General features: G+C 38.3%; 32 protein-coding genes. 18 read left to right on the top strand and 14 right to left on the bottom strand.

All coding sequences use genetic code 11. From position 1 onward, the window contains the following. The 10 genes from ureC (at position 1) to PZ898_RS08160 (ending at position 10,609) form a co-directional block, all read left to right on the top strand. Positions 1 to 1,722 (top strand): urease subunit alpha, encoded by a 1,722-nt coding sequence (ureC, locus tag PZ898_RS08205; protein WP_062674599.1) that lies wholly within the window; start codon positions 1 to 3, stop codon positions 1,720 to 1,722. Between the two features lie 111 nt (positions 1,723 to 1,833). Then, entirely contained in the window at positions 1,834 to 2,481 is a 648-nt protein-coding gene (locus tag PZ898_RS08200) for a hypothetical protein (RefSeq protein WP_062674600.1), read from the top strand. Then, positions 2,471 to 2,980, top strand: a complete 510-nt coding sequence (gene ureE / locus PZ898_RS08195; RefSeq protein ID WP_062674602.1) for an urease accessory protein UreE — start codon at positions 2,471 to 2,473, stop codon at positions 2,978 to 2,980. Before PZ898_RS08200 ends, ureE begins: the two co-directional genes overlap by 11 nt. Next, the gene (locus tag PZ898_RS08190; RefSeq protein WP_120231870.1) at positions 2,973 to 3,665 is read left to right on the top strand and encodes an urease accessory protein UreF; all 693 of its coding nucleotides are present in this window, start codon (positions 2,973 to 2,975) and stop codon (positions 3,663 to 3,665) included. The genes ureE and PZ898_RS08190 overlap by 8 nt, the downstream gene beginning before the upstream one ends. A gap of 124 nt (positions 3,666 to 3,789) precedes the next feature. Further along, positions 3,790 to 4,428, top strand: coding sequence for an urease accessory protein UreG (gene ureG / locus PZ898_RS08185; RefSeq protein ID WP_047094673.1), 639 nt, complete (start codon positions 3,790 to 3,792; stop codon positions 4,426 to 4,428). Continuing rightward, positions 4,429 to 5,217: an urease accessory protein UreD gene (locus PZ898_RS08180; protein WP_277695273.1), complete on the top strand. Its 789-nt coding sequence runs from the start codon at positions 4,429 to 4,431 to the stop codon at positions 5,215 to 5,217. A gap of 110 nt (positions 5,218 to 5,327) precedes the next feature. Then, positions 5,328 to 6,029, top strand: a complete 702-nt coding sequence (locus PZ898_RS08175) for a hypothetical protein (RefSeq protein WP_120231868.1) — start codon at positions 5,328 to 5,330, stop codon at positions 6,027 to 6,029. A 202-nt stretch (positions 6,030 to 6,231) separates the two neighbouring features. Further along, positions 6,232 to 7,119, top strand: a complete 888-nt coding sequence (locus tag PZ898_RS08170) for an urea transporter (protein ID WP_277695272.1) — start codon at positions 6,232 to 6,234, stop codon at positions 7,117 to 7,119. 159 nt (positions 7,120 to 7,278) lie between these two features. Next, the gene (locus PZ898_RS08165) at positions 7,279 to 9,525 is read left to right on the top strand and encodes a TonB-dependent receptor plug domain-containing protein (RefSeq protein ID WP_277695271.1); all 2,247 of its coding nucleotides are present in this window, start codon (positions 7,279 to 7,281) and stop codon (positions 9,523 to 9,525) included. A gap of 193 nt (positions 9,526 to 9,718) precedes the next feature. Further along, positions 9,719 to 10,609 carry a helix-turn-helix domain-containing protein gene (locus PZ898_RS08160; protein ID WP_277695270.1) on the top strand — a complete coding sequence of 297 codons (891 nt, stop codon included), beginning with the start codon at positions 9,719 to 9,721 and terminating at the stop codon, positions 10,607 to 10,609. Between the two features lie 131 nt (positions 10,610 to 10,740). Here the strand turns inward: PZ898_RS08160 and PZ898_RS08155 are convergent, their stop codons facing one another. Both PZ898_RS08155 and PZ898_RS08150 read right to left on the bottom strand, forming a co-directional pair. Continuing rightward, entirely contained in the window at positions 10,741 to 11,847 is a 1,107-nt protein-coding gene (locus PZ898_RS08155) for a DNA topoisomerase IB (RefSeq protein ID WP_277695269.1), read from the bottom strand. Positions 11,848 to 12,048: 201 nt separating this feature from the next. After that, positions 12,049 to 12,486, bottom strand: coding sequence for a DUF6526 family protein (locus PZ898_RS08150; RefSeq protein WP_123279485.1), 438 nt, complete (start codon positions 12,484 to 12,486; stop codon positions 12,049 to 12,051). A 214-nt stretch (positions 12,487 to 12,700) separates the two neighbouring features. Here PZ898_RS08150 and PZ898_RS08145 point away from each other — a divergent pair, with 214 nt between their 5' ends. From PZ898_RS08145 to PZ898_RS08130, 4 genes are all read left to right on the top strand, one after another. Beyond that, positions 12,701 to 14,470 (top strand): aminopeptidase P family protein, encoded by a 1,770-nt coding sequence (locus PZ898_RS08145; protein ID WP_277695268.1) that lies wholly within the window; start codon positions 12,701 to 12,703, stop codon positions 14,468 to 14,470. A gap of 605 nt (positions 14,471 to 15,075) precedes the next feature. Further along, positions 15,076 to 15,642, top strand: a complete 567-nt coding sequence (locus tag PZ898_RS08140) for a Crp/Fnr family transcriptional regulator (protein WP_120231863.1) — start codon at positions 15,076 to 15,078, stop codon at positions 15,640 to 15,642. Positions 15,643 to 15,695: 53 nt separating this feature from the next. Further along, entirely contained in the window at positions 15,696 to 16,718 is a 1,023-nt protein-coding gene (locus tag PZ898_RS08135) for a saccharopine dehydrogenase (protein ID WP_277695267.1), read from the top strand. Beyond that, complete coding sequence (locus PZ898_RS08130) at positions 16,715 to 17,293, top strand: NAD(P)H-dependent oxidoreductase (RefSeq protein WP_277695266.1); 579 nt, start codon at positions 16,715 to 16,717, stop codon at positions 17,291 to 17,293. The genes PZ898_RS08135 and PZ898_RS08130 overlap by 4 nt, the downstream gene beginning before the upstream one ends. Positions 17,294 to 17,406: 113 nt before the next feature. Here PZ898_RS08130 and PZ898_RS08125 read toward each other — a convergent pair whose 3' ends face one another. The 3 genes from PZ898_RS08125 to PZ898_RS08115 all read right to left on the bottom strand — a co-directional run bounded on the left by PZ898_RS08125 (position 17,407) and on the right by PZ898_RS08115 (position 19,894). Continuing rightward, positions 17,407 to 18,129 (bottom strand): siderophore-interacting protein, encoded by a 723-nt coding sequence (locus PZ898_RS08125; RefSeq protein ID WP_277695265.1) that lies wholly within the window; start codon positions 18,127 to 18,129, stop codon positions 17,407 to 17,409. A 90-nt stretch (positions 18,130 to 18,219) separates the two neighbouring features. Next, positions 18,220 to 19,083: a helix-turn-helix domain-containing protein gene (locus tag PZ898_RS08120; protein WP_120231859.1), complete on the bottom strand. Its 864-nt coding sequence runs from the start codon at positions 19,081 to 19,083 to the stop codon at positions 18,220 to 18,222. 175 nt (positions 19,084 to 19,258) lie between these two features. Continuing rightward, a complete protein-coding gene (locus tag PZ898_RS08115) occupies positions 19,259 to 19,894 on the bottom strand; it encodes a LysE family translocator (RefSeq protein ID WP_277695264.1) in 636 nt (211 codons plus the stop codon). A gap of 201 nt (positions 19,895 to 20,095) precedes the next feature. On the opposite strand from PZ898_RS08115, the gene PZ898_RS08110 reads away from it, so the two are divergent. The 4 genes from PZ898_RS08110 (at position 20,096) to PZ898_RS08095 (ending at position 22,848) form a co-directional block, all read left to right on the top strand. Beyond that, the gene (locus tag PZ898_RS08110; RefSeq protein WP_277695263.1) at positions 20,096 to 20,809 is read left to right on the top strand and encodes a hypothetical protein; all 714 of its coding nucleotides are present in this window, start codon (positions 20,096 to 20,098) and stop codon (positions 20,807 to 20,809) included. A gap of 25 nt (positions 20,810 to 20,834) precedes the next feature. Next, entirely contained in the window at positions 20,835 to 21,440 is a 606-nt protein-coding gene (locus PZ898_RS08105) for a hypothetical protein (protein WP_062674638.1), read from the top strand. A 74-nt stretch (positions 21,441 to 21,514) separates the two neighbouring features. Continuing rightward, positions 21,515 to 22,159 carry an ATP-binding protein gene (locus tag PZ898_RS08100; RefSeq protein ID WP_277695262.1) on the top strand — a complete coding sequence of 215 codons (645 nt, stop codon included), beginning with the start codon at positions 21,515 to 21,517 and terminating at the stop codon, positions 22,157 to 22,159. Positions 22,160 to 22,167: 8 nt separating this feature from the next. Next, complete coding sequence (locus PZ898_RS08095; RefSeq protein WP_062674641.1) at positions 22,168 to 22,848, top strand: response regulator transcription factor; 681 nt, start codon at positions 22,168 to 22,170, stop codon at positions 22,846 to 22,848. Positions 22,849 to 22,912: 64 nt separating this feature from the next. On the opposite strand, the gene PZ898_RS08090 is transcribed toward PZ898_RS08095, so the two are convergent. The 9 genes from PZ898_RS08090 to PZ898_RS08050 all read right to left on the bottom strand — a co-directional run bounded on the left by PZ898_RS08090 (position 22,913) and on the right by PZ898_RS08050 (position 26,676). Then, on the bottom strand, positions 22,913 to 23,176 hold the full coding sequence (locus PZ898_RS08090; RefSeq protein ID WP_034697228.1) for a RebB family R body protein: 264 nt from the start codon (positions 23,174 to 23,176) through the stop codon (positions 22,913 to 22,915). Positions 23,177 to 23,260: 84 nt separating this feature from the next. Continuing rightward, on the bottom strand, positions 23,261 to 23,518 hold the full coding sequence (locus tag PZ898_RS08085) for a RebB family R body protein (protein WP_034697227.1): 258 nt from the start codon (positions 23,516 to 23,518) through the stop codon (positions 23,261 to 23,263). Between the two features lie 86 nt (positions 23,519 to 23,604). After that, the gene (locus tag PZ898_RS08080) at positions 23,605 to 23,862 is read right to left on the bottom strand and encodes a RebB family R body protein (protein WP_034697225.1); all 258 of its coding nucleotides are present in this window, start codon (positions 23,860 to 23,862) and stop codon (positions 23,605 to 23,607) included. A 77-nt stretch (positions 23,863 to 23,939) separates the two neighbouring features. Then, entirely contained in the window at positions 23,940 to 24,197 is a 258-nt protein-coding gene (locus PZ898_RS08075) for a RebB family R body protein (protein WP_034697223.1), read from the bottom strand. 77 nt (positions 24,198 to 24,274) lie between these two features. Further along, positions 24,275 to 24,532, bottom strand: coding sequence for a RebB family R body protein (locus tag PZ898_RS08070; protein ID WP_034697220.1), 258 nt, complete (start codon positions 24,530 to 24,532; stop codon positions 24,275 to 24,277). A gap of 464 nt (positions 24,533 to 24,996) precedes the next feature. Next, positions 24,997 to 25,224: a RebB family R body protein gene (locus PZ898_RS08065; RefSeq protein WP_277695261.1), complete on the bottom strand. Its 228-nt coding sequence runs from the start codon at positions 25,222 to 25,224 to the stop codon at positions 24,997 to 24,999. A 20-nt stretch (positions 25,225 to 25,244) separates the two neighbouring features. After that, complete coding sequence (locus PZ898_RS08060; protein ID WP_277695260.1) at positions 25,245 to 25,628, bottom strand: hypothetical protein; 384 nt, start codon at positions 25,626 to 25,628, stop codon at positions 25,245 to 25,247. 35 nt (positions 25,629 to 25,663) lie between these two features. Beyond that, on the bottom strand, positions 25,664 to 26,491 hold the full coding sequence (locus PZ898_RS08055) for a hypothetical protein (protein ID WP_277695259.1): 828 nt from the start codon (positions 26,489 to 26,491) through the stop codon (positions 25,664 to 25,666). Beyond that, positions 26,488 to 26,676, bottom strand: coding sequence for a hypothetical protein (locus tag PZ898_RS08050; protein ID WP_123279496.1), 189 nt, complete (start codon positions 26,674 to 26,676; stop codon positions 26,488 to 26,490). The genes PZ898_RS08055 and PZ898_RS08050 overlap by 4 nt, the downstream gene beginning before the upstream one ends. Positions 26,677 to 26,692: the final 16 nt, after the last annotated feature.

Genomic DNA, 26,692 nt, shown 5'->3' with positions numbered 1-26,692 from the left:
ATGAGCTTACACGTAGACAGAAAACAATACGCCAATATATTAGGTCCTACAGCCGGAGATAAAATCAGACTGGGCGATACTGAAATTATTATTGAAATCGAAAAAGATTTCACCCATTACGGAGACGAAGCCGTTTTCGGCGGAGGAAAAACCGTTCGTGACGGGATGGGACAGAATGTCACGGCCAAAAGAGACGAAGGCGTTCTGGATCTTTGCATCACAGGAGCGGTAATTATTGACCATTGGGGAATTGTAAAAGGAGATATCGGAATCAAAGACGGAAAGATCGTAGGAATCGGAAAAGCCGGAAACCCTGATACGATGGACGGTGTAACACCTAATATGATCATCGGCGCCTCAACGGAAGTTCACGGAGGGAAAGGATATATTGTAACTGCCGGAGGAATTGACACTCACATTCACTACATCTGCCCTCAACAGATTGAAACATCTCTTTACAGCGGAATCACCACAATGATTGGTGGTGGTACAGGCCCCAATGACGGAACCAATGCTACAACAGTTACTCCCGGAAGATTCAATATGCAGAAAATGCTGGAAGCAGCAGAAGAATATCCTATGAATCTTGGTTTCTTCGGAAAAGGAAACTGTTCCGCTGAAGAACCCATTGAAGAGCAGGTGGAAGCAGGTGCTTTGGGAGTGAAAATCCATGAAGATTGGGGAGCAACTCCTGCAACCATTGATGCAGCATTGAAAGTAGCCGATAAATATGACGTTCAGGTGGCCATCCACACAGATACACTGAATGAAGGAGGATTCCTTGAAGACACCATGAGAGCCATCAACGGAAGGGTAATCCATACTTTCCACACAGAAGGAGCAGGTGGAGGTCACGCACCGGACATTATTAAAGCTGCTATGTATCCGAATGTATTGCCGGCTTCAACAAATCCTACGCGCCCTTACACCGTAAATACAATTGATGAGCACCTGGATATGCTGATGGTTTGCCATCATTTGAGTAAAAACATTCCTGAGGATGTAGCGTTTGCAGATTCACGTATCCGCCCCGAAACCATTGCAGCAGAAGATATTCTTCATGATATGGGCGTTTTCAGTATCATGAGTTCAGACTCTCAGGCGATGGGAAGACCAGGAGAAGTGATTACCAGAACATGGCAGACGGCAAGTAAAATGAAAGAGCAGAGAGGTGATCTTACTGAAGATAAAGACAGTGGAAATGACAATTACCGTGCAAAAAGATATGTAGCGAAGTATACCATCAACCCGGCTATAGCACACGGTATTTCAGAATATGTAGGATCTGTTGAAGAAGGAAAATTAGCGGATTTGGTGATCTGGAAACCTGCCTTATTTGGAGTAAAACCGGAAATGATTGTAAAAGGAGGATTTGTTATTGCTGCTAAAATGGGAGATCCTAATGCTTCTATTCCAACACCTCAGCCTATTATTTACAGAAATATGTTTGGAGCCCATGGAAAAGCTAAGTTTGGTACTTGTGCGAACTTCGTTTCTCAGATCTCAATTGACAATGGAACCATTGCTTCTTACAAACTTGAAAAAATGATTCTTCCGGTGAAAAACTGTAGAAATATTGGTAAAAAAGACCTTATCCATAATGATAAGACACCTTTAATTGAAGTGAATCCTGAAAACTATAAAGTAACGGTAGACGGAGAATACATCACTTGTGAACCGGCAGAAACACTTCCTTTAACACAGTTGTATTACTTGTTCTAAGATAAATTTTACAAATAAACCTAACAGGTTTCAAAAACCTGTTAGGTCTATTTAACAACAAAAAAAGATTTATCAGACTCTATTTTAAACAATTATAGAACTAAGTGTAAAATGAAATATTTAAATAAAACAGTTGTTTCTCTTGCGATAGCCGGAATGTCATTACTTTCCGGTAATGTAAGTGCCCAGTTTTTGGGCGGACACAGGCTTAAAAGTGATGAAGACGGACCAAAAGGGCAGTTTATGGTGTACGGTTCATTAGACTATTCTAAAATTACAACACCATCAAGCAGCAGCAGTACCGTTTCCAGTGCACCGCTTGGAGTAGGGTACTTCATCAATAATAATGATCTTATCGGAGTTAATTATGCTTACTCGCAGAATACAGTGGACCACAATGTAGTTTACAAGCAAAATGAAGCAGGAATCTGGTATAGTCCTTCAGTAATGCTTGGAAAATATTTTATGTTGATTGGTCAGGTGGATGCCCACTATGTTTGGGGACAGCAACTTTCAACAGCAGCGGATGCTATGCAGAATTTTAACGGATTCCGTCTTCGTGCCTATCCTTTGATCGGAATAGTATTAGGAGGAGGCTGGGCCCTGAAATTCAAATTTGCAGAACTTTCAATGCTTCAGACCAAAACAAAAGAAGAAGGCTGGACGAAAAGCTACGTAGCAGGAATCAGCGGTTCAACATTCGGGGTGGGAATCTCCAAAAACTTAGACTTCAGAAAAAAAAACAAAAATGATCATTAATCAAATCATAGGCAATCTTGCTGAAAATCCTACGGAGAAAGCCATAGACTATCTTGATCTGGAATGGTTTGAAACCACCAAAAGAATCCAGCGTAAAAAAACCAGACAGGGAATTGATGTTGCCATCAAATTTCTCAGAGAAGGACAACGATTACGTGAAGGAGATATTCTTTTTGAGGATGCCGAAAAAATAATTGCAATCAACGTTCTGGAAACGGAAGCTATTGTGATGTCACCAGTTTCACTGCTGGAAATGGGAACTGTATGTTATGAGATCGGGAACAAACATATTCCGCTTTTTATTCAGAATGACAAAGTTTTGCTCCCTTTTGAAATGCCGATGTTCAGATGGCTGGAAGCAAGTGGTTTCAAACCGGAGAAACAATCTGTGAAACTGCTTAATCTTCTTAAATCTAATGTAGAGCCTCATGGACATGGAAGTCTCGGCTCCACAATCTTTACAAAAATCTTAAAAATGGCGGCTCCGAAAGATGAATAATATAAATTTCCTGTCAGGATTGCTTCACCTTGCAGATCCTACACTTCCCATCGGAGGATATACCCATTCCAACGGACTTGAAACGTATGTGCAGGAAAGAATTGTACATGATCTGGCAACCGCGAAAGAATTTGTACAGAACATGCTTCAGTACAACCTTAAATTCAATGACGGTGCTTTTGTAAAACTGGCTTATGATGCAGCACAAAAGGGAGATTTGCAGCAGCTTTTAGAACTGGATAATGAATGTAATGCTATAAAATGTCCAAAGGAAATCCGCCAGGCGAGCCAGAAACTGGGTCTCAGACTGATTAAAATCTTCAAAAGAAGAGAAAATTCTCCTTTAATGGAAGCTTTTGAGAAAGCCATTCAGCATAAAGAAGCCAATTCTCATTACTGTATTGTGTTCGGAGTGTATGCTTATTTAATGAAAATTCCTTTGTTCGAAGCCCTTTTAGGATTTTATTACACTTCGGTTGCCGGGATGATTACCAACGCTGTAAAGCTTGTTCCTCTTGGACAGCTGGATGGACAGGATATTCTATTTTCACTATATCCCGTCATGGAAAAAACAGCTTTAGAAACTATAGATCTGGACAGAGACATGGTGGGACTTTGTAATACGGCCTTTGATATCAGATGTATGCAGCATGAGAGGCTTTATTCAAGACTTTATATGTCGTAGAAGGTAAAAGGTAAAAGAGCAAATTGACGAATTGCCCATTGAGTGAAACGTCCTTGCGATCGAAAAATATTCACAATCAAAAAAAATTAGCGCATATAGCGTTAAAAAATAAAATTTAAATAAAATGGAAAACAGAAAATATATAAAAGTAGGAGTAGCAGGACCTGTAGGTTCAGGAAAAACTGCATTATTGGAACGTTTAAGCAGAAAATTATTCGGGACTTATGATCTTGGAGTCATCACGAATGATATTTATACCAAAGAAGATGCTGAATTTATGGCGAAAAATAGTCTTCTTCCTCATGACAGAATTATCGGAGTAGAAACAGGAGGCTGTCCTCATACCGCCATCCGTGAAGATGCAAGTATGAACCTTGAAGCGGTAGACGAACTGGCAGCACGTTTTCCGGAAATCGAACTGGTTTTGATTGAAAGTGGAGGTGATAACCTTTCAGCGACATTCAGCCCGGACCTTGCAGATGTTACCATCTTTATCATCGACGTAGCAGAAGGAGAAAAAATCCCTAGAAAAGGAGGTCCTGGTATTACAAGATCAGATTTACTGATCATCAATAAAATTGATCTTGCCCCTTACGTAGGTGCCAGCCTTGAAGTGATGGAAAATGATGCCCGAAGAATGAGAAAAGGAAATCCTTTCGTGTTCACCAACCTCAAAACAGATGAAGGACTGGATAAAGTAATTGGTTGGATTAAAAAATATGCCCTTTTAGAAGAAATTGAAGAACCGAATTTGGTAAGATAAATGGATAGTCATTTAAAAATTATTGCAGGATTTAAGGGAGGAGAATCCTATGTGAAAGACCTTTATGTCTCGCTTCCTTTCAGAGTAGTTTCTGTTGGGCAGCGAAAAAGTGACAAAAAGCTCTATCAGATGGTGATGAGCTCCTCTCCGGGAATTCTGGATGGAGATCACTATCATTTGGATGTTGCACTTGAAAAAGGAGCTGCGCTTCAGTTGCAGTCACAATCCTACCAAAGGCTTTTCAACATGCAGAAAAAAGCGCTTCAGGAACTCAATGTTTCTATGGAGGATGAAACTTCTTTCGCTTATGTTCCTCATCCGATTGTTCCTCACGAGGATTCCAACTTTAAAAGTAAAGCCAATATTCATGTCGGTAAAAACAGTCAGATCATCATCAGCGAGATTATTACCTGTGGGAGAAAACATTATGGAGAAGTTTTTAAACTGAAACGTTTTCAGAATATCATGGAAATCTATCATAACAACAAGCTTGTGGTGAAAGATAACGTTCTGATTCAACCTGACATGATCCCGATCAGCAGCATCGGAAATCTGGAACAGTATACGCACCAGGGAACTCTGATCTTCTATAGTACAAAGGAAAATGTAGACAAAAATGGATTGATTAAAGAGATTGTTGAAGCCGCCGCACAGCACCATGAGCAAATGGAAGTAGGGGTTTCTGCAATGGATGAAAATGGTTTTGTAGTAAGAGCTTTGGGACATGGAGGAGAGTTGATGTACAACTTCTTCCTGCATATTCAGGAGATTCTCTGGTCGTTGGAGTAAAAAGAGGTCCTTGTCAAGAAGCGGGCTTTTGACCGCTTAACAAAAAGAAATCTTCCATTGGCTTCAGCCAAAACTTAATAAAGAATCTGAAATAACAGAATTAATAAAAAATGGATAGTACAGTTTGGGCACTTCTTGTAAGCGCCGTTTCAATAAGTTTTATACACACCGCTTCAGGACCGGATCATTACCTGCCTTTCATAGTGATCTCAAAATCTAAGAAGTGGAGCGGCATGAAAACAGCCATATTAACGGTTGTCTGCGGTTTCGGACACGTATTCAGTTCTCTGATTTTAGGTTTTATCGGCGTTTTCCTCGGATGGCAGCTGAATAAAATCTCCTGGTTTCAGGATATGAGAGGGAATTTCTCAGGATGGGCACTGCTGATCTTTGGCGGTGTTTACCTTGTGTACGGCCTCATCCAGGCGATCAGAAACAAACCGCATAAGCATTTTGATGTAATGGGTGATGATGTGTACGTATACGAACATAACCACAGCGAAATCGTAATGCCTCAAAAAAGAATAAAGGTAACACCGCTTGTCCTGTTCATGATTTTCGTGATGGGACCAAGTGAACCTTTGATTCCCCTATTATTTTATTCAGGAGTAAAACATTCAATGTCAGAAATTGCGGTACTGGTCACTTCTTTCACAGCAACAACAGTGTTGACCATGCTTGGAATGGTTCTTTTGGGACGCTATGGTTACTCAACACTATTCAATACAGAAAAACTGGAAAGATATATGGGCGTGGTAAGCGGAGCAGTAGTAACTGTTTGCGGAGTTGGAATGGTCTTTCTTGGATGGTAAACGGGTTTCGGGATTCGAGCGGGAGAGTTTGAGAGTTTTAAGGTTGAAGAAAAAATTGAAGCTGAAAAAGAAGAACTGTCAATCTCATATCTTTTATCTTAATCTAATCCCCGCAACCCGCAACCCACAACTCGTAACTTGCAACCCGCATCTAGCAACGAAAAACAAGCAACAACCCCATTATTAATAAATTAAAAAAACTATGGACGAATTTTTCAAAAAACTGCCTTTTTTAGACAATATTTTAAAAGGAATCGGGCAGATTATGCTCCAGGAAAACAGATGGACAGGACTTCTGTTTTTAATAGGAATTTTTATGGGAAGCTGGCAGTGTGGAGTGGCCGTATTGCTTTCAACAGCAGCCGGAACTTTTATCGCAATGAAGCTTAATTATGACAAATCTGAAATCAATGCGGGACTTTATGGTTTCAGTGCAGCTCTTGTAGGGGTAGCATTGGCATTTCTATTTGAGACAACCTTGCTGATCTGGATTTTAATAGTTTTGGGCGGTGCATTGGCGGCTGTTATTCAGCATTTCTTTATCCAAAAGAAAATACCGGTGTTTACTTTTCCTTTTATCATTATTACATGGATATTGGTATTTGTACTCCATCATTTTACCAATATTCCGCCTTCTGAAATGCTAAGCAGTGAAGTGGTTCCTTCAGAATATGATGACTTTCTTACCTGTACCAATGGCTTTGGGGAAGTGATATTTCAGGGAGGAGTGCTTTCCGGGATTATTTTCTTTCTGGCTGTTTTTATTAGCTCTCCGATAGCTGCTTTATATGGATTGGCAGCGTCTATTTTGGGTGCAGGATTATCACAGTTGAATGGCGAACCCATCAAAGAAATTCACATGGGATTATTTGGATTTAATGCAGTGCTTTCCGCAATTGTTTTTTCCGGAGTCAAAAAAACGGATGGTTTATGGGTCTTGATCGCCGTTCTCATTACCATTGTCATTGATGATCTTTTAATAGACAATCACTGCCTGGATATGGTGGGCGGAGTATTTACTTTCCCATTTGTAGCCGGAACTTGGATTACGCTTTTGATTCAAAAAGTATTTCTTAAAACAAAAAAATAAAAAAGTTGGAGAGTCTTAGAGTTTAAGAGTGAGACAGTTCAATGTTTACGGTTTTTTTCATAATGATTGACAACTCACTTGCGAAGCAAAATTCACCATTGATATTCCTCTAACTTCTAACCTCTAGTTTCTAAAATCAAAATATAATTAAACTAAAAAATGAAAGTAACAAAAATAGCAGCCGTATTTCTGGCTATGGCATTCAGTGGAAAAATGATGGCGCAGGAAGCAGAAAAACAGTTGCTGATAAAAGATGCAGATGACAAATTTCCCATTGCCGATGCTTTGGTAAAATATGACCACGGAAACAGCCATACCCACACAGGAACAGACGGAACATTTGCCGTTCCTGTAAAATCCCTTCCTGATACCCTTGTGATCAGCCGTCAGGGATACGATGAGGTAAAATGGGTGGTGACCAATGATGATGATAAAAATAAAGTTATTTTTTTACAGCATAAGCCCTTTCAGATTTCTGAAGTAGCCATCAATCACAGTTCATTTCTGTCTGCTATTACAAAAGTTGATCTGAATAAATTTCCGGTCAATTCAGCGCAGGATCTGTTGAGAAAAGTTCCCGGATTATTTATTGCACAGCATGCCGGAGGAGGAAAAGCAGAACAGCTTTTTCTAAGAGGATTTGATGCGGATCATGGTACCGATGTAAGCGTCAATGTAGACGGAATGCCTGTGAACATTGTTTCTCACGCCCACGGTCAGGGATATTCTGATTTACATTTTGTGATTCCTGAAACAGTAAACAATATCGATTTTGGAAAAGGAGCCTATTACATGGACCGTGGGGACTTTAATACCGCTGGTTATGTTGATTTTCAGACCTACAATGGTTTGAAAAACAGTATGATTAAACTGGAAGGAGGTTCTTTCAACTCCAAAAGAGTATTGGGAATGTTCAATATTCTGCATGATGATCTTGGTAGAAAGAATGCGTATGTGGCAGCGGAATACAACTATACCGACGGACCTTTTGATGTAAAACAGAATTTTAACAGGGTTAATATCTTCGGTAAATACAATCAATGGCTGACTGACAAAGATTACTTCAATATCCAGTTTTCAACATTCAATTCTTCATGGAATGCTTCCGGACAGATTCCGGAACGTGCTGTAGACGAAGGAATCATTGGCCGATGGGGTAGTATAGACCCTACTGAAGGTGGGAAAACTTCCAGAACAAACCTCCAGATGAATTTTAAGCATATTATTTCTCCTTCCGAGCAGATTGATGCGATGGCTTTTTATTCAAAATACAATTTCAACCTGTATTCCGATTTTACCTTTAATTTAAAGGATAAAGAGCATGGAGACGAAATTCAGCAGACGGATGGAAGAAATATTTACGGTGCTGAAGTAAAGTATACAAAGACTTTTTCTTTTGCCAACAGCTCTTTAAACTGGACTTCAGGAATCGGATTAAGAAATGATGATATTAATACTTTGCAGCTTAATCATGTTTATCACAGAGACCTTCTGCTGGACAGACTATCCGATGTGACAGGAACGGAAACCAATCTTCATGCCTATTCAGGATTGATATGGAAGACAGGAAAATGGACCATCAATCCAGCTTTGAGAGTGGATCATTTTATATTTAATATGCACAATCTGCTGGATGTGGAGCAATTACCTTCCGGACAGTCGAAAGAAGCAACAAGACTGAGTCCCAAACTGAATTTTTCCTATGCTCAGAATGACAATGTCATGTGGTTCCTGAAAACAGGAATGGGTTTCCACTCCAATGACCTGAGGGTTGTAGTTCCCAATAAGAACGAAAATACCCTTCCGTACTCCATCGGAGCGGACTTCGGGGTGAGATTACACCCGTTAAAATCCTTGATCATTACTCCGGCATTATGGTATATGGATCTTCAGCAGGAATTTGTGTATGTAGGAGATGATGCAGTAGTAGAACCTTCCGGAAAATCAAGACGTTTCGGGGCTGATCTTGGTGTTCGTTTCCAGCCGTTGGAAAATTTTTACCTGAATGCAGATATCAATTATTCCCATGCCAGATTTACTGAAGAAGAAAAAGGTCAGGACTACGTTCCACTGGCTCCGGTAGTTACCAGTACCGGATCTGTCAACTGGGACTTCCTGAATGGTTTTTCTCTGGGACTTCAGTACAGATATCTGGGAGCAAGACCCGCTGTTGAGGATAACAGCATCAGAACGAAAGCCTATTTTGTGAATGATTTGATGCTTTCTTATAACCGTCAGAAATGGGGAGCGAATATTCAGATGAACAACCTTTTCAATGTAAAATGGAATGAAGCTCAGTTTGCCACAGAAACGCAGTTAAAAGGAGAAGCAGAACCCATTACAGATCTTACTTATACACCAGGAAGTCCTTTTGGAGTGAGAGTAGGAGTGTATTATAAGTTCTAAACATGAGAGTGGGAGAGTAGTAGAGTGAGAGGGTGAGAGAGTTTGAGAGTAGAAGGGTTGAAGAGAGTAAATTATGGGTTTCGGGATACGTGTTTCGGGGTCTTTACTCTTTCCACTTTAGCTTTTTCACTCTTTTACTTACCTCCTTTGCTTTAAAATATTTTGTATAACTTTAAATAATCATAACAAGGATATGGAAGTACTATCCAATTTTCAATATAAAAAGCTCTTTCTTCCGAATATTACGGATAAGATATTGGCTAATAATGCTGATATACAGCTGTATCGGATAGAAAATTATCTTAAAGGTATTCTGATGCCGGTGATTCCGTATCGTACCACATTCAATTTTATTATTTTCGTTACCAATGGCCATATCCGACAGTATCTTGAAAATAAAGAATATCATGCTGAAAAAGGAGGCGTGATCTTTATCAAACAAGGAACAATTACCGCAACCGTAGAGCTGTCAGACGATATTGAAGGTTTCTTCCTTGCTTATGAAAATAATATTTTGTCTGAGCAGGAACTGCCAAAACATAAAAGCAGTATATTTTTCATGACCCCTTTCCTTAATCTGGATAGCCTGACCTACGGAACCATCACACAGCTTCTTCCGATAATGGAACAGGAATTATGGTTGAATAATCTCAATGTGAATAATGTCGTTGTGACAATGCTTCATTTGATTCTCATCAAAATGCTGAGCACAGATTCTGATACTCATCACAAATCTGCAACCCGTCCCATGGAACTGTCTCTTCAGTTCCGTGATCTTCTGTTTAAATATCATGTTGGGGAAAAGAGAGTAGCTTTTTATGCTGATAAACTGTCCGTTACGGAAAGTTATCTGAATAAGTGTGTCAAAGGGGTTACTCAAAAATCTCCAAAACAGTGGATCAATGAGATTGATATCAATTACAGCAAAGCACTACTTCACTCCAGTAAAGATATTGCAGAGATTGCCTACGAACTGAATTTCCATACCGCATCCCATTTTACCCAGCTTTTCAAAAAAATTGCAGGAATTACGCCAAAGGAATACAGGGTTCAGTTTTTGAATAACAGCAGGATTTCAGTCTGATATAAAGAATCGAATTTGTGTAATGTCAATGGTCAATTTTTGCTGCGCAACTGAATAGTCAATGATGCTGAAGTACAGAATAAAAAATTCACTGCGAAGCAAATTCACCATTCACTATTGATTGGTCTCCCTTACATCTTTTCATTTTCCAGAATCTTCAGCACCAGTCTTTCTTCTTTTGTAAGATCGGCTTTTCCGTCATTTTCTTCTATCACTTCCAGTTCATCAAGATATTTTTTGATACTATTATTCTCATAAAGGTTAATGACTAAAGGATGAACATAATACTTTTTGCAGACAGCCGATGTATTTCCCAGGTTTTCTGCCACGATATCCAGGGCTTCTTTTACCTTCTTTTTATATTCAGTGTCATTTTCCGCATATCCGATTTCTTTAAAAGCGATCAGAGCACTTACGGTTCCGGACCATGTTCTGAAATCCTTTGCTGTAAAATCTTCACCACTGATCTCTTTGATATAGTCGTTCACCATCCCTGAATCTACAGAATGACGGTTTCCTTCATCATCAAAATATTGAAAAAGCTCTTTCCCGGGAATATCCTTGCATTTCTGAATAAGCCTTGCCAGCCTTGGACTCCTGAGGTCGATTTGATGCATGATGCCTTTCTTTCCTTTAAAAGAAAAAGAAATTTTTTGTCCTTTTACCTTTACATGTTTATCCTTTAATGTGGTCAGGCCGAAAGAACCGTACAGCTTTTCGTATACATTATTTCCAATACGGATATTGGTTCTTTGCATAAGGCTTACAATTAAGGCAAGGATTTTTCGTTTCTCAAAATTTCTCAGGGCAAGATCCTGTTCTATATGCAGACGGATGTCCGGTAATGCATACCCGAACTGAAGCATTCTGTAAAATTTTGTATGATTTCTTAAAGCACTCCAAAGAGGGTGGTAGCGGTACTGTTTTCTTTTTTTTACATCGAAACCTGTGGCCTGAAGATGGCCATTGTCAAGAGCACAGATCCATACATTTTCCCAGGCAGGCGGAATCACCAGTTTATTGATCCTGGTAATTTCTTCTTTATCCTTTATTTTTTCCCCGTCTTTATAATAGGAATATTTCTTTCCGGTTTTCTTACGGGTAATTCCGGCGGTTTCCGCATCGGTGGTATATACGAGATGTACCGCCTTTGCAGAAGCTTCCGGATCCTTCATTATTTTAACAATTTTTGAAGGCTTAAGGTGAGAAATCATCTCCAAGTCTGTATTCTTCTCCATAAAAACATGGTTAAGAGTTTTTACCCTTCGAAAAAATCAGTAAAAGAATTCCTACTATCACACAGACTAAGATTATTCCCCACCACATTCCTGCCTTAAAAATCGTTTCTACGGCTTCACAACTTGTGAGTGTCAACAACATTAATATTGTAATACTGTAAAAGCTCCATTTTTTCATAGGTGTCAATTTTTGTGGGTGTACTAGATTCGGAGCCGGTCAGCTCTCCATTTTTTGATAGACCTTTTAATTTCATCTCCTGAGATGTTTTCATGCAGTGCTCTGTATAAAAGCTCTTTGAATTCATCATCATAGGTAAATCTCAGGGCAGCAATCTGATCGAATTTCAGTTTCTCAGCAGTTTCATCAGACCTTTTATTGAAGATCTCAAAATAACGCTGTTTAAATTCCAGAACTACCATACGGTTTTGAAGTCCCAGTGCATAATGCTGCCTTGTCATAAATGCCAGATAAAAAAGCAAAAAAATCACGACAGAAAACAATATCCAGATCAGTTGATTTCCGGGGTCGTCCCAGATTTTATAAATTCCTAGAATCTCCAATATAATGAGCAATGGAAGATAAATAAAATGATGTGGCGGATAAAATTTCCTGTGGTTATTGTAGTTTTGCTGTTTCATGCAATAAAATGTAGCAATAATCTTTCCAAAAATTTATTATTTTGATAATGTGGTAGTTTTTTTTACTTAAAAATGATATATTTTATGAAATATATTTAGTGGTTGGATTTTTGCTGCTCTCTTTGACAATAAAGAATTATAAAGCAAAATAGCGGGTAGATTTACTTTCCTACATCAAATTTTTTGTAACTTTCGGTGGTTAAAAATAAAAAGAATGACTTCAAAGGAAAAAGTTGCTGCGCTTCGTGAAGAAATGCAGAAAAATAATGTTGATGCATTTATAGTATATTCTGCAGATCCGCATATGAGCGAATACCTTCCTGAAGAATGGCAGGAGAGAGCATGGCTTTCCGGCTTCTTAGGTTCTGCCGGTTTTGTGGTAATTACCAAAGATAAAGGCGGACTTTGGACAGACGGAAGATACTTTACACAAGCTGCTTTAGAGCTGGAAGGTTCCGGAATTGATCTTTTCAAAGATGGAATGGAAGGAACTCCCAATTATATCGACTGGATTATTTCAGAAATTCCTGCAGGCGGTAAAGTGGCGGTAAATGCTGTTGCAGCCTCTCATGCCAACTGGGAACTGCTTTCTCAAAAATTCAACTCCAAAAATATTACGCTGGCAGATATTCCGCTTTTAAAAGAAGTATGGAAAGACAGAGGAACTCCATCTGCTAACCCGATTTTTGTGCATCCGGTAGAAAGAGCCGGTAAATCAGTATCCGATAAAATTGCTGCCATCCGTCAGAAAATGGAAGAACAGGAAGCTACCGTACACATTATCTCAAGTCTTGATGATGTGGCATGGACACTGAATCTGAGAGGAAGTGATGTAGAAAGTAATCCTGTATTCTTAGGATACATTGTGATTACTAAAAACGACGCTGTTCTGTTCACAGGATTAGAAAAGATGGAAGTGGCTGCGAGAAAACAAATGGATGATTCCTTTGTAAAAATGATGCCTTACGAAGAATTTTACAATTATCTGAAGACTTTCAAAAACGAAAAAGTTCTGGTTTCTCCGAACAGCAACCAACAGATTTTTGAAACATTAAAATCAGACAATCAGTTTATTAAAGCTCCGGTTCCGGGGAATCTTATGAAAGCCCAGAAAAATGAAGCTGAGCTGGAAGGTTTCAGAACAGTAATGGTAAGAGACGGAGTTGCGATGGTGAAATTCCTTTATTGGCTAACGCACAATGCCGGAAAAGAAGCTATGAATGAATATTCTATCGGTCAGAAACTGAGAGGATTCCGTGCAGAAGGTGAAAACTTTGTCGGAGAAAGCTTCGGTTCTATCGTAGGATATAAAGATAACGGTGCTATCATGCACTATTCTGCCAAAAAAGAAGGTAGTAAAGAAGTTACCAATGAGGACACGATCCTGGTAGATTCAGGAGGCCAGTACCTTGAAGGAACTACAGATATTACAAGAACTTTTGCCCTGGGAACACCTTCGGAAGAGTTTAAAAGAAATTCAACATTGGTATTACAGGGACTGATCCGCTTATCAATGGTGAAATTCCCGAAAGGAACAAAAGGAGTACACCTGGATGCTATTGCAAGACTTCCGCTATGGATGGAAGGTAAAGATTTCAACCACGGAACAGGACATGGGGTAGGAAGCTTCATGAATGTACACGAAGGACCGCAAAACATCAGAAAAGATCTGAACCCTCAGGAACTTCTTCCGGGAATGGTTTGTTCAAATGAACCCGGTTACTATCTTGAAGGACACTATGGAATTCGTCATGAAAACCTGATTGCAGTAAAAGAAGCAGAGAAAACAATTCACGGAACATTCTATGAATTTGAAACATTAACATTCTGCCCGTTCTTCAAAGATACTGTGGTGAAAGAGATGCTTTCAGAAAGTGAAATTGCATGGCTGAATGGTTACCATAAAACTTGTGAAGAAAAGCTTGCTCCACACCTGGATGGAGAAGTTAAAGAATGGTTCCTGCAACTGGTAAGCCCTCTTTAATAAACATTCAAAGGTGAAATCAGGTGTCAATCATCACTTTAAACCTTGAATGATAAACATTAAACTGGATATTGTTAGATAATCCAAAAGTCCTGTAAGGTATTTCCTTCAGGGCTTTTCTTTTTATACAACCGTATTTTTACGGATATAATTTTAGGGATTCCACTGATGCATAAAAAATAAGGTTCACCTATCTTTGTTACAACAAAACATCATTCATATCTTCATAAATAACTCAAGTAAATTCAAAACGGTAGATCATCTCGTCCTGAGATGATTTTTTTTGTTTTCAATTGAAATTTGTATGACTATTCCTTCTTTAAAAAGAGGCTATCCCAAGTCTAAAAGTGTCATTCTGAACACAGACTGAAAGTCTGCGAACGCAGTTCAGGAATGTAGTGAAGAATCTCACGATTCTGATTATTAATGAGATTTTTCCTTCGTCAGAAATCGAAGATTCGACATAGTCAATGACAAAAGCCAAATTATTTCACTTTTGAGATAGTCTCCGTGTTTGCTTTCTTAAAATAGAATTTTATAAAAATGAAAATGCTGCGTTTACAAAGAAGTATTTTATTTATTTTCGCTGAAACTTATTTGATATCATGGAACGTGACTATTTTCGAAGCTTTAATCTGTTTTCAGAAGATGAAATTGAAGAATTTCTGAAGTTTTCTGAGTTCAGACTTATCAATAAAAATGATTATTTCATACAGGAAGGAGAGCTTTGTAAGGAAGTAGGCTTGGTGAAGTCTGGTATTTTCCGTTCTTTTTATACTTCTGACGAGGGAAAAGATATGACATATTGCTTCAGGTTTCCCAATCATATGATCGCCGCCTATTCGTCATTTGTTTCCGGATGCCCAAGCAAAGAAAGTATGCAGGCTATTACCAATGCTGAGGTGATTATCTTTAAAAAAGAAGCGGTAGATGAACTGGTAAAAAATAGTGTAAGCTGGACGAAATTTTTAAAGATTATCGCAGAGCAGGAATATCTTGAACTTGAAACACGGTTTTTCCAGCTCCAGAGAGACAGTGCCGGCCAGCGGTATGAAACATTATTAAAGAATCATCCTGATTATATTCAAAACATTCCATTGCAGTATCTGGCTTCCTACCTTGGCATTACCCAACGTCACCTGAGCCGTATCAGAAAGGAAATTTCTTTTTAGACATTTGTCCTGCTTATTGAAACAGCAGCGCTCTACTTTTGTCAAAAAAAGTTATGGAGCAAAATATTTTAATTATCGGAGGAAATGGATTGGTGGGAAAAACAATTTCCAGAATTCTGAAATCAAGAAATCCTCATGTTACTGTTTTTATTGGGGGAAGAAAAGGCGGAAAAACGGATAAAGACCTGAAGATTGATGTTACAGACCCTTCCTCTTTTAAAATTATTTCCGAAAAAAAGATACACCTCATCATTCTTTCTGTGAATGATAAAGAAGACCATGTACTTCGTTTTGCCATTGATCATCAAATAGATTATCTGGATATTACCAAACCTACTCCGGCTTTGGTGAAAGCTTATGATATTGCCAGAAAATCAGACATCAACAGCAGAATTGTCTTCAGCTCAGGATGGATGGGCGGGATTGTCCCGGGATTGGCTAATATTCTTTCAGACTCAGGAGATATTAATGAAGTAAAACTCTTTGTCTATTATTCCGTAAAGGATCTTGCAGGCGAGAGTTCTGCTCACTTTATGGCAGAAAATGTAGCCGTTCCTTTTGTGCATTATAAGAATGATAAAGCGGTTTCTATCAGACATTTTTTAGATACAGAAGTTTTTAATTTTTCCTTTGGAATAGGGAAGAGAAGCGCCTATAATTTTGATGTGCCCGACTTGTATATTCTCAACAAAGTGGAAAGAATTTCCGATGTGACTGTGAAAATGACCTACAATTCAAAATTCATTACCTGGCTGCTGGGAGCATTTCAATATCTCAGAATCTACAATATTTTGTCTTTAAAAGAAAGAAAAATGATTTTTGGGTCCAGTGGAAACGGAGATCAGTCGGTCTTTGAAATTGTAGTTGATGATCATTCAGGACAAAAGAAACTGAGTTTGCAGAGTGAAAAAGGACAAGCAGAATTAACCGCTTTATCTGCTGTTCTGCACACCGAAGAACTGCTGAGAAATCCTCATGAAAACAAGGTGTATTTCAGCCATCAGCTGCATGAGCCTTTATCATTAATGGCACAGCTTAATGCCTACGATTCTATCAATATTAATGTGAAATCATGAAAAAAATAGCCATTATCAACGGGCATCCCAATAAAGATTCGTTCAATTTTGGGGTAACAGAAGCTTACAGGTTGGAAGCCTCAGAAGCAGGAGCAGAAGTGCGGGAAATCGTTATACGGGATCTCAACTTCAATCCCAATTTACAGTTTGGATATCAGAAAAGAATGGAGCTTGAGCCGGATTTACTGAAAGCCTGGGAAATTATTCAGTGGGCAGATCATCTCGTTTGGGTACATCCGGTTTGGTGGGGAGGATTTCCTGCCATAATGAAAGGATTTATAGACCGGCTTTTTTTACCGGGAATGGCTTATAAATACCGTGAAAATTCGGTATGGTGGGACAAGCTTTTAAAAGGTAAAACAGCACATATCATAACAACATTAGACCAACCGGGATGGTATTACCGTCTGTTTTTTGGCAGACCAAGCGTAAATCAGCTTAGAAAATCTATCCTTGAATACTGTGGGGTAAAACCGGTGAAAGTGACTTATGTAGGTATTATCAGAAATTCTAAAGATGAACAGAGGACTCAATGGCTTAGGAAAGTGAAGGAATTAGGAAAGAAGCATAAATAGTTTGCACCTTATTTTTTTGGTAACAGAAAATGATAACTTTATCTGGTAATAGGGTCTTTTATTATCAGATAAAGTTTCATTATTAAAGTGAAGAAGCGTTTGTTTCTCCATTTTTATAGTCCTTTTTTGCCCTCAATCCAATATGCCTGTGATTTGATACATTTTGGAGAGACGCCTCTGGCTTTAAGAAATTTTCTGATTAATGACATTCTTTCTCCGTTTCCTGTGAGATAAAAGATAACCTCATCATCAGAGATGGATTCTTTTTCTTCCCGCAGAAAATCATTCAAAGCTTCAATCATTCTCATGGTATTGTTTTTAGGACAGTGATAGCCATATAAATTAAGCTTTTCAAGAGCAGAACAATCATCAAGCTCATGAAGACAAATGAACAAAGAACCGGATTCCTCCACAGCTTCCTTGATCGAAAGAGAACTTCCCAATGATGTTTCATCTCCCAGAGAAAAATGAATCCGGGCACCTTGAGTAAAGAATTGTTTTCCTCTGGGCATTAAAAGCTTTATGGAATCTCCTTCTCTCAGTCGGGTTACAAAATGACTTCCTGCAGCAGACATGTCATGCAAATGAAACAAAACATCGAAAGTTCCTGTTTCTTTGTTAAAATTAAAAGGAGAATAATTCCTGAAATCCCTGTCGTTGATTCTTATTCCGATGGCATAGGCAGGTTCATAAGGAACATTCTCTAATTCTGTTTCAAAGCGTATCAGTCGGAGATCATTGGTGATCTGTTCTATATGGTTAACGGTGCATTCTTTGAATTTTGAGGACCAGACATTTTCTACGGTGTCATTGATCCATTTTGGTAGGCTTGGCATACGTGATTTTTTATTGCAAAGGACGTTGCAAAATCAGAAAATACCGATAGCGGTTTCGGGGAATTAATTGGACTATTCGTGGTCGAGTATTTATTGGTGCTGATTCCGGAATTCTGATGGAGACCGGTCTTCCAGTTTTGAAAACAAACGGCTGAAATAGGTGTGATCACTGTATCCCAGTTCATAAGCTACCTCTTTTATACTCAGATTGGTAAAGACCAGTAATCTTTTGGCTTCAATCAGAATTTCCTGGTGAATCCAATGTTGTACAGGCTTTCCTGTGACTTCACGAACCGTTTCCGTTAAATATCCTCTTGTAATGTTTAAAGCTGCAGCATATTCAGATGGACTTTTCATGGTTTTAAAATCTTTCCGAACCAAAATTCTGAATGCTCTTGACAGCTGTAAAGCACGGTTTTCATCTGAAGCCGGAGAAATATTCTTCCGGGAATACATCAGAGCAAACATTCCGAGAAAAGCATTAAGCAGCGATTGAACGATGAGAAATCCTTCTTTAGTGGAAAGCATTTCGTTTGTATATGAGGCATGAAGTAGGCCGGCTGTCGTATTAAGGTTTTTGACAAGGTTCTTATCCACAGACAGAGGCTGTATTTCACCCAAAGATTCATCAAAAAAAGAACGTACCGTGTCAGGAACAAGTTCTGCTTTTACTGCCACAAACCATCCGCAGACATTTTTCATTAAAAGTCCCTGATGTACCTGTCCCGGCAATACGCAGAAAATAGTAGACTCTCTTGCTTCAACTGTTTTAAAATCGACCATCATTCTTACATGCCCGCTTTCCATGCAGGTGAAAATATAATGACTGTCCCGATGGATTCCTTTGTCCAGAAGAATATCCCCAGAATCATAAGGCTGTTTATCCATCCTTTTGATATGGAACTGATGATGGGTAATACCATTTAAATCATAGGTGGGAATGGTCTGTTTCATCTTTAAACCTGTTTTGATGAGGATAATACGGAACAGCAAAATTACGTATTTTCACGGTTTTACATCCCGGATTTTAATCTCAAATTCGCGGTGCATAACCATGATGTTTCTTCAAGTCAGATTTTATATGATTATACACCGGAATTCGGAACAGAAAAAGAACCTGTTCCGGATTTTATTTTGCTTTTGAAAATGCCATTTTTATAGCTAAATAAGTTAATACGCTGGCCATAAACCATTTCTGGACCTTTATCCACACCGGATTATTGGAAAAGAATACAGCAACTTTTGCAGCTGTTAATACAATGATAAAGTTGATGCTGAAGCTGATCAGAACCTGAATGATCCCTAGTTCCAGACTTTGGGCAAATATCGAGCCATACTCGGGTTTGATGAACTGAGGAAAGAAAGACAGGTAAAAGACAGCCACTTTCGGATTCAGTACATTCGTTAAAAAACCAATGGTGAAAAGCTTTTTGGGACTATCATGAGCAACATTTTTGTCAAAATCAAAAATATTTTTGCTTTTGGGTTTAATAGCTTGATAAGCAAGATATAAAAGATAGACCGTTCCCAGGGTTTTAAGAACGGTATACGCGAGTGGAACAGCCAGCAAAACAGCTGTAAGACCAAATGAAACCATGATGATATGGAATAAAAATCCACATACGACTCCGGCTAATGAGATAAATCCGGATTTTTTTCCCTGCGTTATAGATTTTGAAATCAGATAAATCATATTAGGACCAGGGCTGATGACTAAAATAAGTGCGGCTAGAATAAAAAATATAAGCTCGTGAAATGGAATCATGTTAGTACATATTTAAAGGGATTTCCGGTACAAAGATAAGTGGTGTTTCCGGTTTAATTTTATCAGAGATAGAAGAAAAAGTATTTTTTTCTCAAATTATATTTTATTTTCCACCTGAATGTGATTTAAAAAATAGATCAGTCTGTTTTTTTTGTAAATTTCAACTCATAAAATAATTATCATTCACAAATAAATATTATCATGACTACTGAAAACATCTTTGAAGCTATCAGAAAATGGAAACATCTTATTGATTCCTACAAAAACGGAATTGATACCAATGGAGCAGAAATTTTGAATTATTTGAATCAGGGAACTCACTTCAGCGTTTCAGGTGAAGACATTGCACTGTGGGAAAAAAATTTTGGAACTGATGACTTCAAAATGATTCATGCTTATGTAGGAATTCATGAAGGTCGGCTGAAATTTTTCCTGATTGATTCTAAAAGTGATAAAGATGCTCATTTCAATACCATTCTTGTTAAAGATTTCTTAGTAGAATTCAGTGAATCAAAAATAGAAAGCAGCAATGATATTGTGATAGATGTTCCTCCCATTACTGCTGAATCAGCCATTAACCGTAACTTCAGATGGAACATGTTTGGGACTTCCTGGCTGCAGGCTCAGAAAACAGAAGATATCTTTCAATTGATTTCCATACCGTTTTCAGATTATAAAAATATTGGAATTACCGCAGGACAGACCTGTACCAGTTTCTTTGGACTTACAGATGATCTGGAAAGAAAAGATCCCGACTTCCCTTATCATATCGAAATCATTACAGTGAAAAGTCTGGCCATTAATCATATGAGCGAGACTGCTGAAAATTATTCCACCCCAAGGCCTCCTTTTACGATTATTGATACTCTTAATGATTATCAACTTCTGAAGCAAAGTACCAGTGTTTTCGTATAACAGCCTATCCCTGTATTTACAAATTATGATTAATCTGGTCTTATGTATCGGGCTGATTGTATTGATAAAGGAAGGGATCAAGACAAAACTTCCTGTGATTATACTGCTCACAGGAGAATTGATGCTGGAGCTGACGGACTTAACGGACCGGCTGATGAAATTAAATACACTCAATATCTACAATTATACATTAAGTCAGTTTTTTGGTTTGATGACTCTTACCGTGATTTATAATCATTATTATATCCAGCTTTCCCTTAAATTAAGATGGATGATCTATTGTTATGCTATATTGGCATTGATTACTAATCTGTTATATGTGCAAGACAATACACGGATTACTTTTTATTCCAATATTATCACCAGTATTATTATTTGTAGCTATGCCGCCTCTTATTTTATGAAAATCATCAGGCAGGGCAGGGCAGACAGGAATATGTTTATTGTGAACATTCTTGTTTTCCTGTTTTTTTCTATAGAATGTATCATATCCACTACCTTTAATTTTTTAATCAGCAATCACCTGAGCTGGGTAGCACCTATCTGGCTTTTTAGAGGGATCTTATTATTGTCTTTTTATATAGCATTTATTAATCTGGGATGTGGCTTTGGGAAAATCAGGATCAGATAGTTCTATGGATATGGATCGGTATTGGGCTGTTTTTTTTAACAACGCTATTCGTTACGTTATTGGTGATTAATTATTTGAAAAGTATAAAGAAAAACAAACAAAAGGTTTCAAAGCTGGTCCGAAATACCCAAAAAGAATATCGGGATAATATGCTGCTTTGGCAGGAACAGGACAGGGAACGCCTGGCAGAAGAACTTCATGATAATATTATTTCACAATTGAATCTTATCCGTTTGAATATCAATGATAAAAGACCGGAAGATCTTAATCATGATTTAAAAAAATCAATGCAGCTGATCCGGGAGTTATCTCATAATCTTACGCCACCTGATCTCGATGAGATAGAACTGGAAGATTTAATTGCAGACTATCTTGATCAGATCAATAAAAATGTAGAGGTTATTTTCCGTCATATGACAATAAGGACGGCCATCAGTAATCCTGTAAAACTTAATCTTTTCAGAATTGTTCAGGAACTGATCGCCAATATTTTAAAACATGCTGAAGCTACCAGAGTAGATGTTTCCCTAAGAATCTCTCTGAATTATCTGATACTAACCATAGAAGATAACGGCTGCGGATTTATCATAGAAAAACAGTCAGGAGGGATCGGGCTGAGGAATATTCAGTCCAGAGCTCAAAAAATTAAAGCAATTTATAAACTTAAGACACAGCCTCAAAAAGGTACAAAATTCATTGCCTGTCTGGCATTACAATAAAAATAAACATGGAACACTCAAAAATTAAAATCGGAATTGTAGATGATGACCTGCTGTTTGTACAGCTTTTGAAAAATTATATTGAAAATAATGGAGACTTTCAGGTGTTGCTTACCTCAACAGGCGGATATCATTTTCTTAAAGAACAGGATTCTGCATCTTTAGATATCCTGATTCTGGATCTTCGGATGACCAATGGAGATGGCCTTGAAGTCATGGCTGAACTTGCTAAAAAAGAAACCGAAACAAAAATCATTGTTCTTTCCAGTTTCTACCGTCGTTCATTCATGGGGCAGATGCTGAAAATGGGTGCTCATGCTTTTTTACCCAAAGAAATTGAACTCGAAGAATTATTATCCGTAATCAAGACAGTTCATCATACCGGACATTATTTTTCCAATGACCAGATTAATGTTATGAGAACCCAGCTTTCCAATAAGCTTCCGGAATTTCATGCTTTTTCCAGAAATGAACTCACAGAAAGAGAAATAGATGTTTTAAGACTGGTCTGCCAGCAGTTGAGCACCAAAGAAATTGCAGATTCTCTGTTTATTTCACCCAAAACGGTAGAAACTCACAAGACCAATCTCATGATCAAAACCGGAGTGAAAAATATGGCAGGACTTGTTATTTATGCCGTACAGAATAAGGTGATAGATCCGGATGAGATTGTATTATTTGATAAATAGTTTGATCCAAAAAGAATCAGGGAGCACATTAATGTACTCCCTGATAACAAGAAATCTAAAAACACTATAATTTAGGATGTAAAATTTTAGCAATAGACACTGCATCTGCCACAGTATCCAGGCTGTAGATCTGGATAACACCCTGTGTAGTGGCTGCCTGACCTAAGATGTTCTGCTGGTTTTGTGCATTCACTGCATTTTCAAACATAATTCCTGTAGAATGGGCAGCAGATTGATATACGTTGGCAAGAGCCATTGCTGGAGATTCTCCTACTACTTTTACGTTGGATTGCGTTACCGCGTCTGTGATTTGTTCGTTTACTGGCATAATGATTATTGTTTATTTGGGTTAAAAACAACCGGAATTTCCGGTTGTTACGGTAATGGTATTTAAGCTATTCGCAAAAAGGGATTAAGGATTAAGGATCTTAGCAATAGAAACTGCATCTGCCACAGTATCCAGGCTGTAGATCTGAGCAATACCTTGTGTCGTTGCTGCTTGCGTAACAATGTTTTGCTGATTTTGAGTATTCACTGCATTTTCAAACAGGATTCCTGTAGAATGGGCCGCTGATTGATATACGTTGGCCATCGCCATTGCAGGAGATTCTGCTACTACTTTTACGTTGGATTGCGTTACCGCGTCTGTGATTTGTTCGTTTACTGGCATAATGATTATTGTTTATTTTGGTTTAAAAAACAACCGGAGTTTCCGGCTGTTCGGATAATTGATTATAATAGTTTCGTAAAAAGTGATTACGGAGTAAGGATTTTAGCAATAGAAACCGCATCGGCTATCGTATCCAGACTGTAAATTTGAGTTACTCCCTGTGTAGTCGCTGCCTGGGTAACAATATTCTGCTGGTTTTGAGTGTTGATTGCATTTTCAAACATGATTCCTGTGGAATGTGCTGCAGATTGATACACGTTGCTTAGAGCCATTGCAGGAGATTCTGCTACTACTTTTACGTTGGATTGCGTTACTGCGTCTGTGATTTTTTCGTTTACTGGCATAATGATTATTGTTTATTTGGGTTAAAATTACCGGGTTTTCCGGCAGGTTAATGTATTCTGCGGTCTGCAGAATTGGTTTAAGGTTTAAGAATTTTAGCAATAGAAAGAGCATCAGCGATGGTGTCTTTGCTGTAGATTTGAGTCACACCCTGAGTAGTGGCTGCCTGGGTAACAATATTATGTTGATTTTGAGCGTTTGTTGCATTTTCAAACATAATTCCTGTAGAATGTGCAGCAGATTGATACACATTACTTAACGCCATTGCGGGAGATTCTGCTACTACTTTTACGTTAGACTGCGTTACCGCGTCTGTGATTTGTTCATTAACTGGCATAATGAGTAAGGTTTATTAGGTTAAAAACAACCGGGCTTTCCGGTTGAGGTCATTACTTGGATCAAATAGCTTAAAAATTAAGGCTTAAGGATCTTCGCAATAGAAACTGCGTCAGCTACAGTATCCAGGCTATAGATCTGCAGGATTCCCTGAGTGGTCGCTGCCTGGCCTAAAATGTTCTGCTGATTTTGCGTATTTACCGCATTTTCAAACATGATTCCTGTAGAATGGGCTGCAGATTGATACACGTTGGCTAGTGCCATTGCAGGAGATTCTCCTACTACTTTTACGTTCGATTGTGTTACTGCGTCTGTGATTTGTTCATTAACTGGCATAATGGTAATTGTTTTTTTTGAGATCGGATCTCGGTTAATAAATTATTGAGGTAAACTAGTTTTATGTTGGAGTTTTAAACTCACCACAGATCCTGCAGATGAATATATTTCAAAAGCATTGGTATTAACAGGTTATGAATAAACTGGATCTGAAGGGTGGCTCTGAATACAATGGTTGAAACCCTATCTGTAAAACCTGTGCGAGTTTAAAGCATATTTTTTTTGTAAAAGGATGCGGTCTTTATTTTTAATATCTGTCTCAAAAATAAATTCCTGCTGCAGGTATGCCGTCAATGCCGGATTCCTTGGGCTAACGATGGATTCTGAATGATTGCTTTTGTACATTGACAGCATCTGAAAGGCGGTGCAAAAATAAATGTTGACCTGATTGTATATATGCTGAGAGCACCGGATTTCATCTTTGCAGAGAAATAAACCGCATCCGTAGTTGTGTAGAACAGGAATTAGAAACGCTGTTTTCTAAATGACTCCAATTCCTTTATTTTTATATTTTTGGGACTCATTTTTTTTAATCCCATCACATAATAGCTGATCCCGGTCATAGCATTCCGTTGCTGGTTCAATGCAGAATTGATTTGCATCTGTCCGGTGGAATGTGCGCTTACCTGTGCAGAAATAGCCTGAGGTACTGCGGTAGACATTCCGGTTACGATTGTATCAATTTCGTTCATATTCATTCGTTTTGTTGGTTCTAAGGTTTGATATTACCCAATCTTGTATTCAGCTTATTCATTCGCTCCATTATTTTAAGTTCTTTCTCCTTTATTTTTGCTGTTGAGGCTTCCTGCAGTTTTTTCAGCTGTTCTTCATAATTCATTACAGGAGTATCAGGTGGTGGTGGACTGGCCACAGGAACAGGAGCTGCTTCATGCTGTTTTACGGCTTCTTCCAGTTTTTCAAGAAGAGGAGCCAGGGACTTCATGGTCTCTTTGATGGCTTTCTCCTTGATATAAGTAATGATTTCGTCTTCATGTCTTAAAACAAAAGGCATGATTTCTTTTTCTACCATTTCAGGTTCTGTCACAGGCACCGGTGGTCTGGGAGCAGGAGATTTCTTACTGATTTTTCTGCGCATACTTTATATTTTTATGAGATTAGAACATCTGTTTTTTACAGCAGATAATTAATAAATGCAGCAGCAGATCTCCAGTCCCGGTTGATTTCTTTCACTACATTATATCCGGTAATCTCCAGAGCGATACATGCTGAGATGGCACTGGCCGACAACATTTCTTTAAGCTGGTTGGAAGGAAGAGTCAGGACATAATCATCCGGAATCACGGGTGGTGTACCGTTATTTGGAGTTGTTTCGTTTACTATAATACTCAGGATTTCCTGAAAATAGTGGGCAATCAATTTGGAAGCCTGGAATTCCAGTTCTCTTTTTAATTCTATGATTTCATTCTGGCTTACCAGTTCCGAAATAGCTGACACATCCACATCATGTACCGCATACTGTGCTTCCCCTGTATTAGACGGTGTAATCGTAATATCGGTTTTGAGTATACATTTTGATTTTTCAAGATTGATGGTAAGAAGCTTTGAGTCAATTTCCGGAGAAGCTACTTCACTTAAAGTGCTGAGAGGTAAAATTCTCACATTACAGTAAAAGGCTTTTGGATCATCCAGTTTGACCATGATCACAGCTATCCCCGTTGATTGATCTTTAGGTTCTACTACAAAACACTGAAAATGATTGTACCTTTTCCCTAATCTGTTGATACAGCTGACGAGTCTTATGGAAGGCTGAATATTAATGTCCGAGGTCTGAAGATTAAATACAAAACGTTCCGAATGATCGCTCTTTTTTATATCTGTACTTTTGGGATTCAGATAAAGAATATCATTGCTTTTGGTCAGATAAAGTCTTTCATTCAAATCATTTAAACTTTCCAGGTTTAAAATTTTGGCAGGTTTGGTTGCTGAGGAGTAATTCATCTCTTATTTATTTTAATTTTTTCAATGAGTTGGGCTATTATTGTTCTTTTCTTGGGATTAACTTCCGTTTCTATAGAAGAAATTACCGCTTCTTTAATCTCTGGTTTTACGAGTGGCTGTGTCAGTTTAACTGACTTTAATACTAATTTTCCCCCATGATCAGCCGTAATAGAGCTTTTTCTCATACTCTCTTTTTCTGAT

This window comes from Chryseobacterium sp. WX (assembly GCF_029542485.1).
GTDB classification, from domain to species: domain Bacteria; phylum Bacteroidota; class Bacteroidia; order Flavobacteriales; family Weeksellaceae; genus Chryseobacterium; species Chryseobacterium cucumeris.
Note: the sequence above shows the minus strand (reverse complement) of the source record. Positions and strands in the feature narration are given on the sequence as shown.

Bases quoted from the DNA above. Each gene is read 5' to 3' on its own strand.
- ureC (WP_062674599.1), top strand. From the start codon at position 1: ATGAGCTTACACGTAGACAGAAAACAATACGCCAATATATTAGGTCCT.
- PZ898_RS08200 (WP_062674600.1), top strand. From the start codon at position 1,834: ATGAAATATTTAAATAAAACAGTTGTTTCTCTTGCGATAGCCGGAATG.
- ureE (WP_062674602.1), top strand. From the start codon at position 2,471: ATGATCATTAATCAAATCATAGGCAATCTTGCTGAAAATCCTACGGAG.
- PZ898_RS08190 (WP_120231870.1), top strand. From the start codon at position 2,973: ATGAATAATATAAATTTCCTGTCAGGATTGCTTCACCTTGCAGATCCT.
- ureG (WP_047094673.1), top strand. From the start codon at position 3,790: ATGGAAAACAGAAAATATATAAAAGTAGGAGTAGCAGGACCTGTAGGT.
- PZ898_RS08180 (WP_277695273.1), top strand. From the start codon at position 4,429: ATGGATAGTCATTTAAAAATTATTGCAGGATTTAAGGGAGGAGAATCC.
- PZ898_RS08175 (WP_120231868.1), top strand. From the start codon at position 5,328: ATGGATAGTACAGTTTGGGCACTTCTTGTAAGCGCCGTTTCAATAAGT.
- PZ898_RS08170 (WP_277695272.1), top strand. From the start codon at position 6,232: ATGGACGAATTTTTCAAAAAACTGCCTTTTTTAGACAATATTTTAAAA.
- PZ898_RS08165 (WP_277695271.1), top strand. From the start codon at position 7,279: ATGAAAGTAACAAAAATAGCAGCCGTATTTCTGGCTATGGCATTCAGT.
- PZ898_RS08160 (WP_277695270.1), top strand. From the start codon at position 9,719: ATGGAAGTACTATCCAATTTTCAATATAAAAAGCTCTTTCTTCCGAAT.
- PZ898_RS08155 (WP_277695269.1), bottom strand. From the start codon at position 11,847: ATGGAGAAGAATACAGACTTGGAGATGATTTCTCACCTTAAGCCTTCA.
- PZ898_RS08150 (WP_123279485.1), bottom strand. From the start codon at position 12,486: ATGAAACAGCAAAACTACAATAACCACAGGAAATTTTATCCGCCACAT.
- PZ898_RS08145 (WP_277695268.1), top strand. From the start codon at position 12,701: ATGACTTCAAAGGAAAAAGTTGCTGCGCTTCGTGAAGAAATGCAGAAA.
- PZ898_RS08140 (WP_120231863.1), top strand. From the start codon at position 15,076: ATGGAACGTGACTATTTTCGAAGCTTTAATCTGTTTTCAGAAGATGAA.
- PZ898_RS08135 (WP_277695267.1), top strand. From the start codon at position 15,696: ATGGAGCAAAATATTTTAATTATCGGAGGAAATGGATTGGTGGGAAAA.
- PZ898_RS08130 (WP_277695266.1), top strand. From the start codon at position 16,715: ATGAAAAAAATAGCCATTATCAACGGGCATCCCAATAAAGATTCGTTC.
- PZ898_RS08125 (WP_277695265.1), bottom strand. From the start codon at position 18,129: ATGCCAAGCCTACCAAAATGGATCAATGACACCGTAGAAAATGTCTGG.
- PZ898_RS08120 (WP_120231859.1), bottom strand. From the start codon at position 19,083: ATGAAACAGACCATTCCCACCTATGATTTAAATGGTATTACCCATCAT.
- PZ898_RS08115 (WP_277695264.1), bottom strand. From the start codon at position 19,894: ATGATTCCATTTCACGAGCTTATATTTTTTATTCTAGCCGCACTTATT.
- PZ898_RS08110 (WP_277695263.1), top strand. From the start codon at position 20,096: ATGACTACTGAAAACATCTTTGAAGCTATCAGAAAATGGAAACATCTT.
- PZ898_RS08105 (WP_062674638.1), top strand. From the start codon at position 20,835: ATGATTAATCTGGTCTTATGTATCGGGCTGATTGTATTGATAAAGGAA.
- PZ898_RS08095 (WP_062674641.1), top strand. From the start codon at position 22,168: ATGGAACACTCAAAAATTAAAATCGGAATTGTAGATGATGACCTGCTG.
- PZ898_RS08090 (WP_034697228.1), bottom strand. From the start codon at position 23,176: ATGCCAGTAAACGAACAAATCACAGACGCGGTAACGCAATCCAACGTA.
- PZ898_RS08085 (WP_034697227.1), bottom strand. From the start codon at position 23,518: ATGCCAGTAAACGAACAAATCACAGACGCGGTAACGCAATCCAACGTA.
- PZ898_RS08080 (WP_034697225.1), bottom strand. From the start codon at position 23,862: ATGCCAGTAAACGAAAAAATCACAGACGCAGTAACGCAATCCAACGTA.
- PZ898_RS08075 (WP_034697223.1), bottom strand. From the start codon at position 24,197: ATGCCAGTTAATGAACAAATCACAGACGCGGTAACGCAGTCTAACGTA.
- PZ898_RS08070 (WP_034697220.1), bottom strand. From the start codon at position 24,532: ATGCCAGTTAATGAACAAATCACAGACGCAGTAACACAATCGAACGTA.
- PZ898_RS08065 (WP_277695261.1), bottom strand. From the start codon at position 25,224: ATGAACGAAATTGATACAATCGTAACCGGAATGTCTACCGCAGTACCT.
- PZ898_RS08060 (WP_277695260.1), bottom strand. From the start codon at position 25,628: ATGCGCAGAAAAATCAGTAAGAAATCTCCTGCTCCCAGACCACCGGTG.
- PZ898_RS08055 (WP_277695259.1), bottom strand. From the start codon at position 26,491: ATGAATTACTCCTCAGCAACCAAACCTGCCAAAATTTTAAACCTGGAA.
- PZ898_RS08050 (WP_123279496.1), bottom strand. From the start codon at position 26,676: ATGAGAAAAAGCTCTATTACGGCTGATCATGGGGGAAAATTAGTATTA.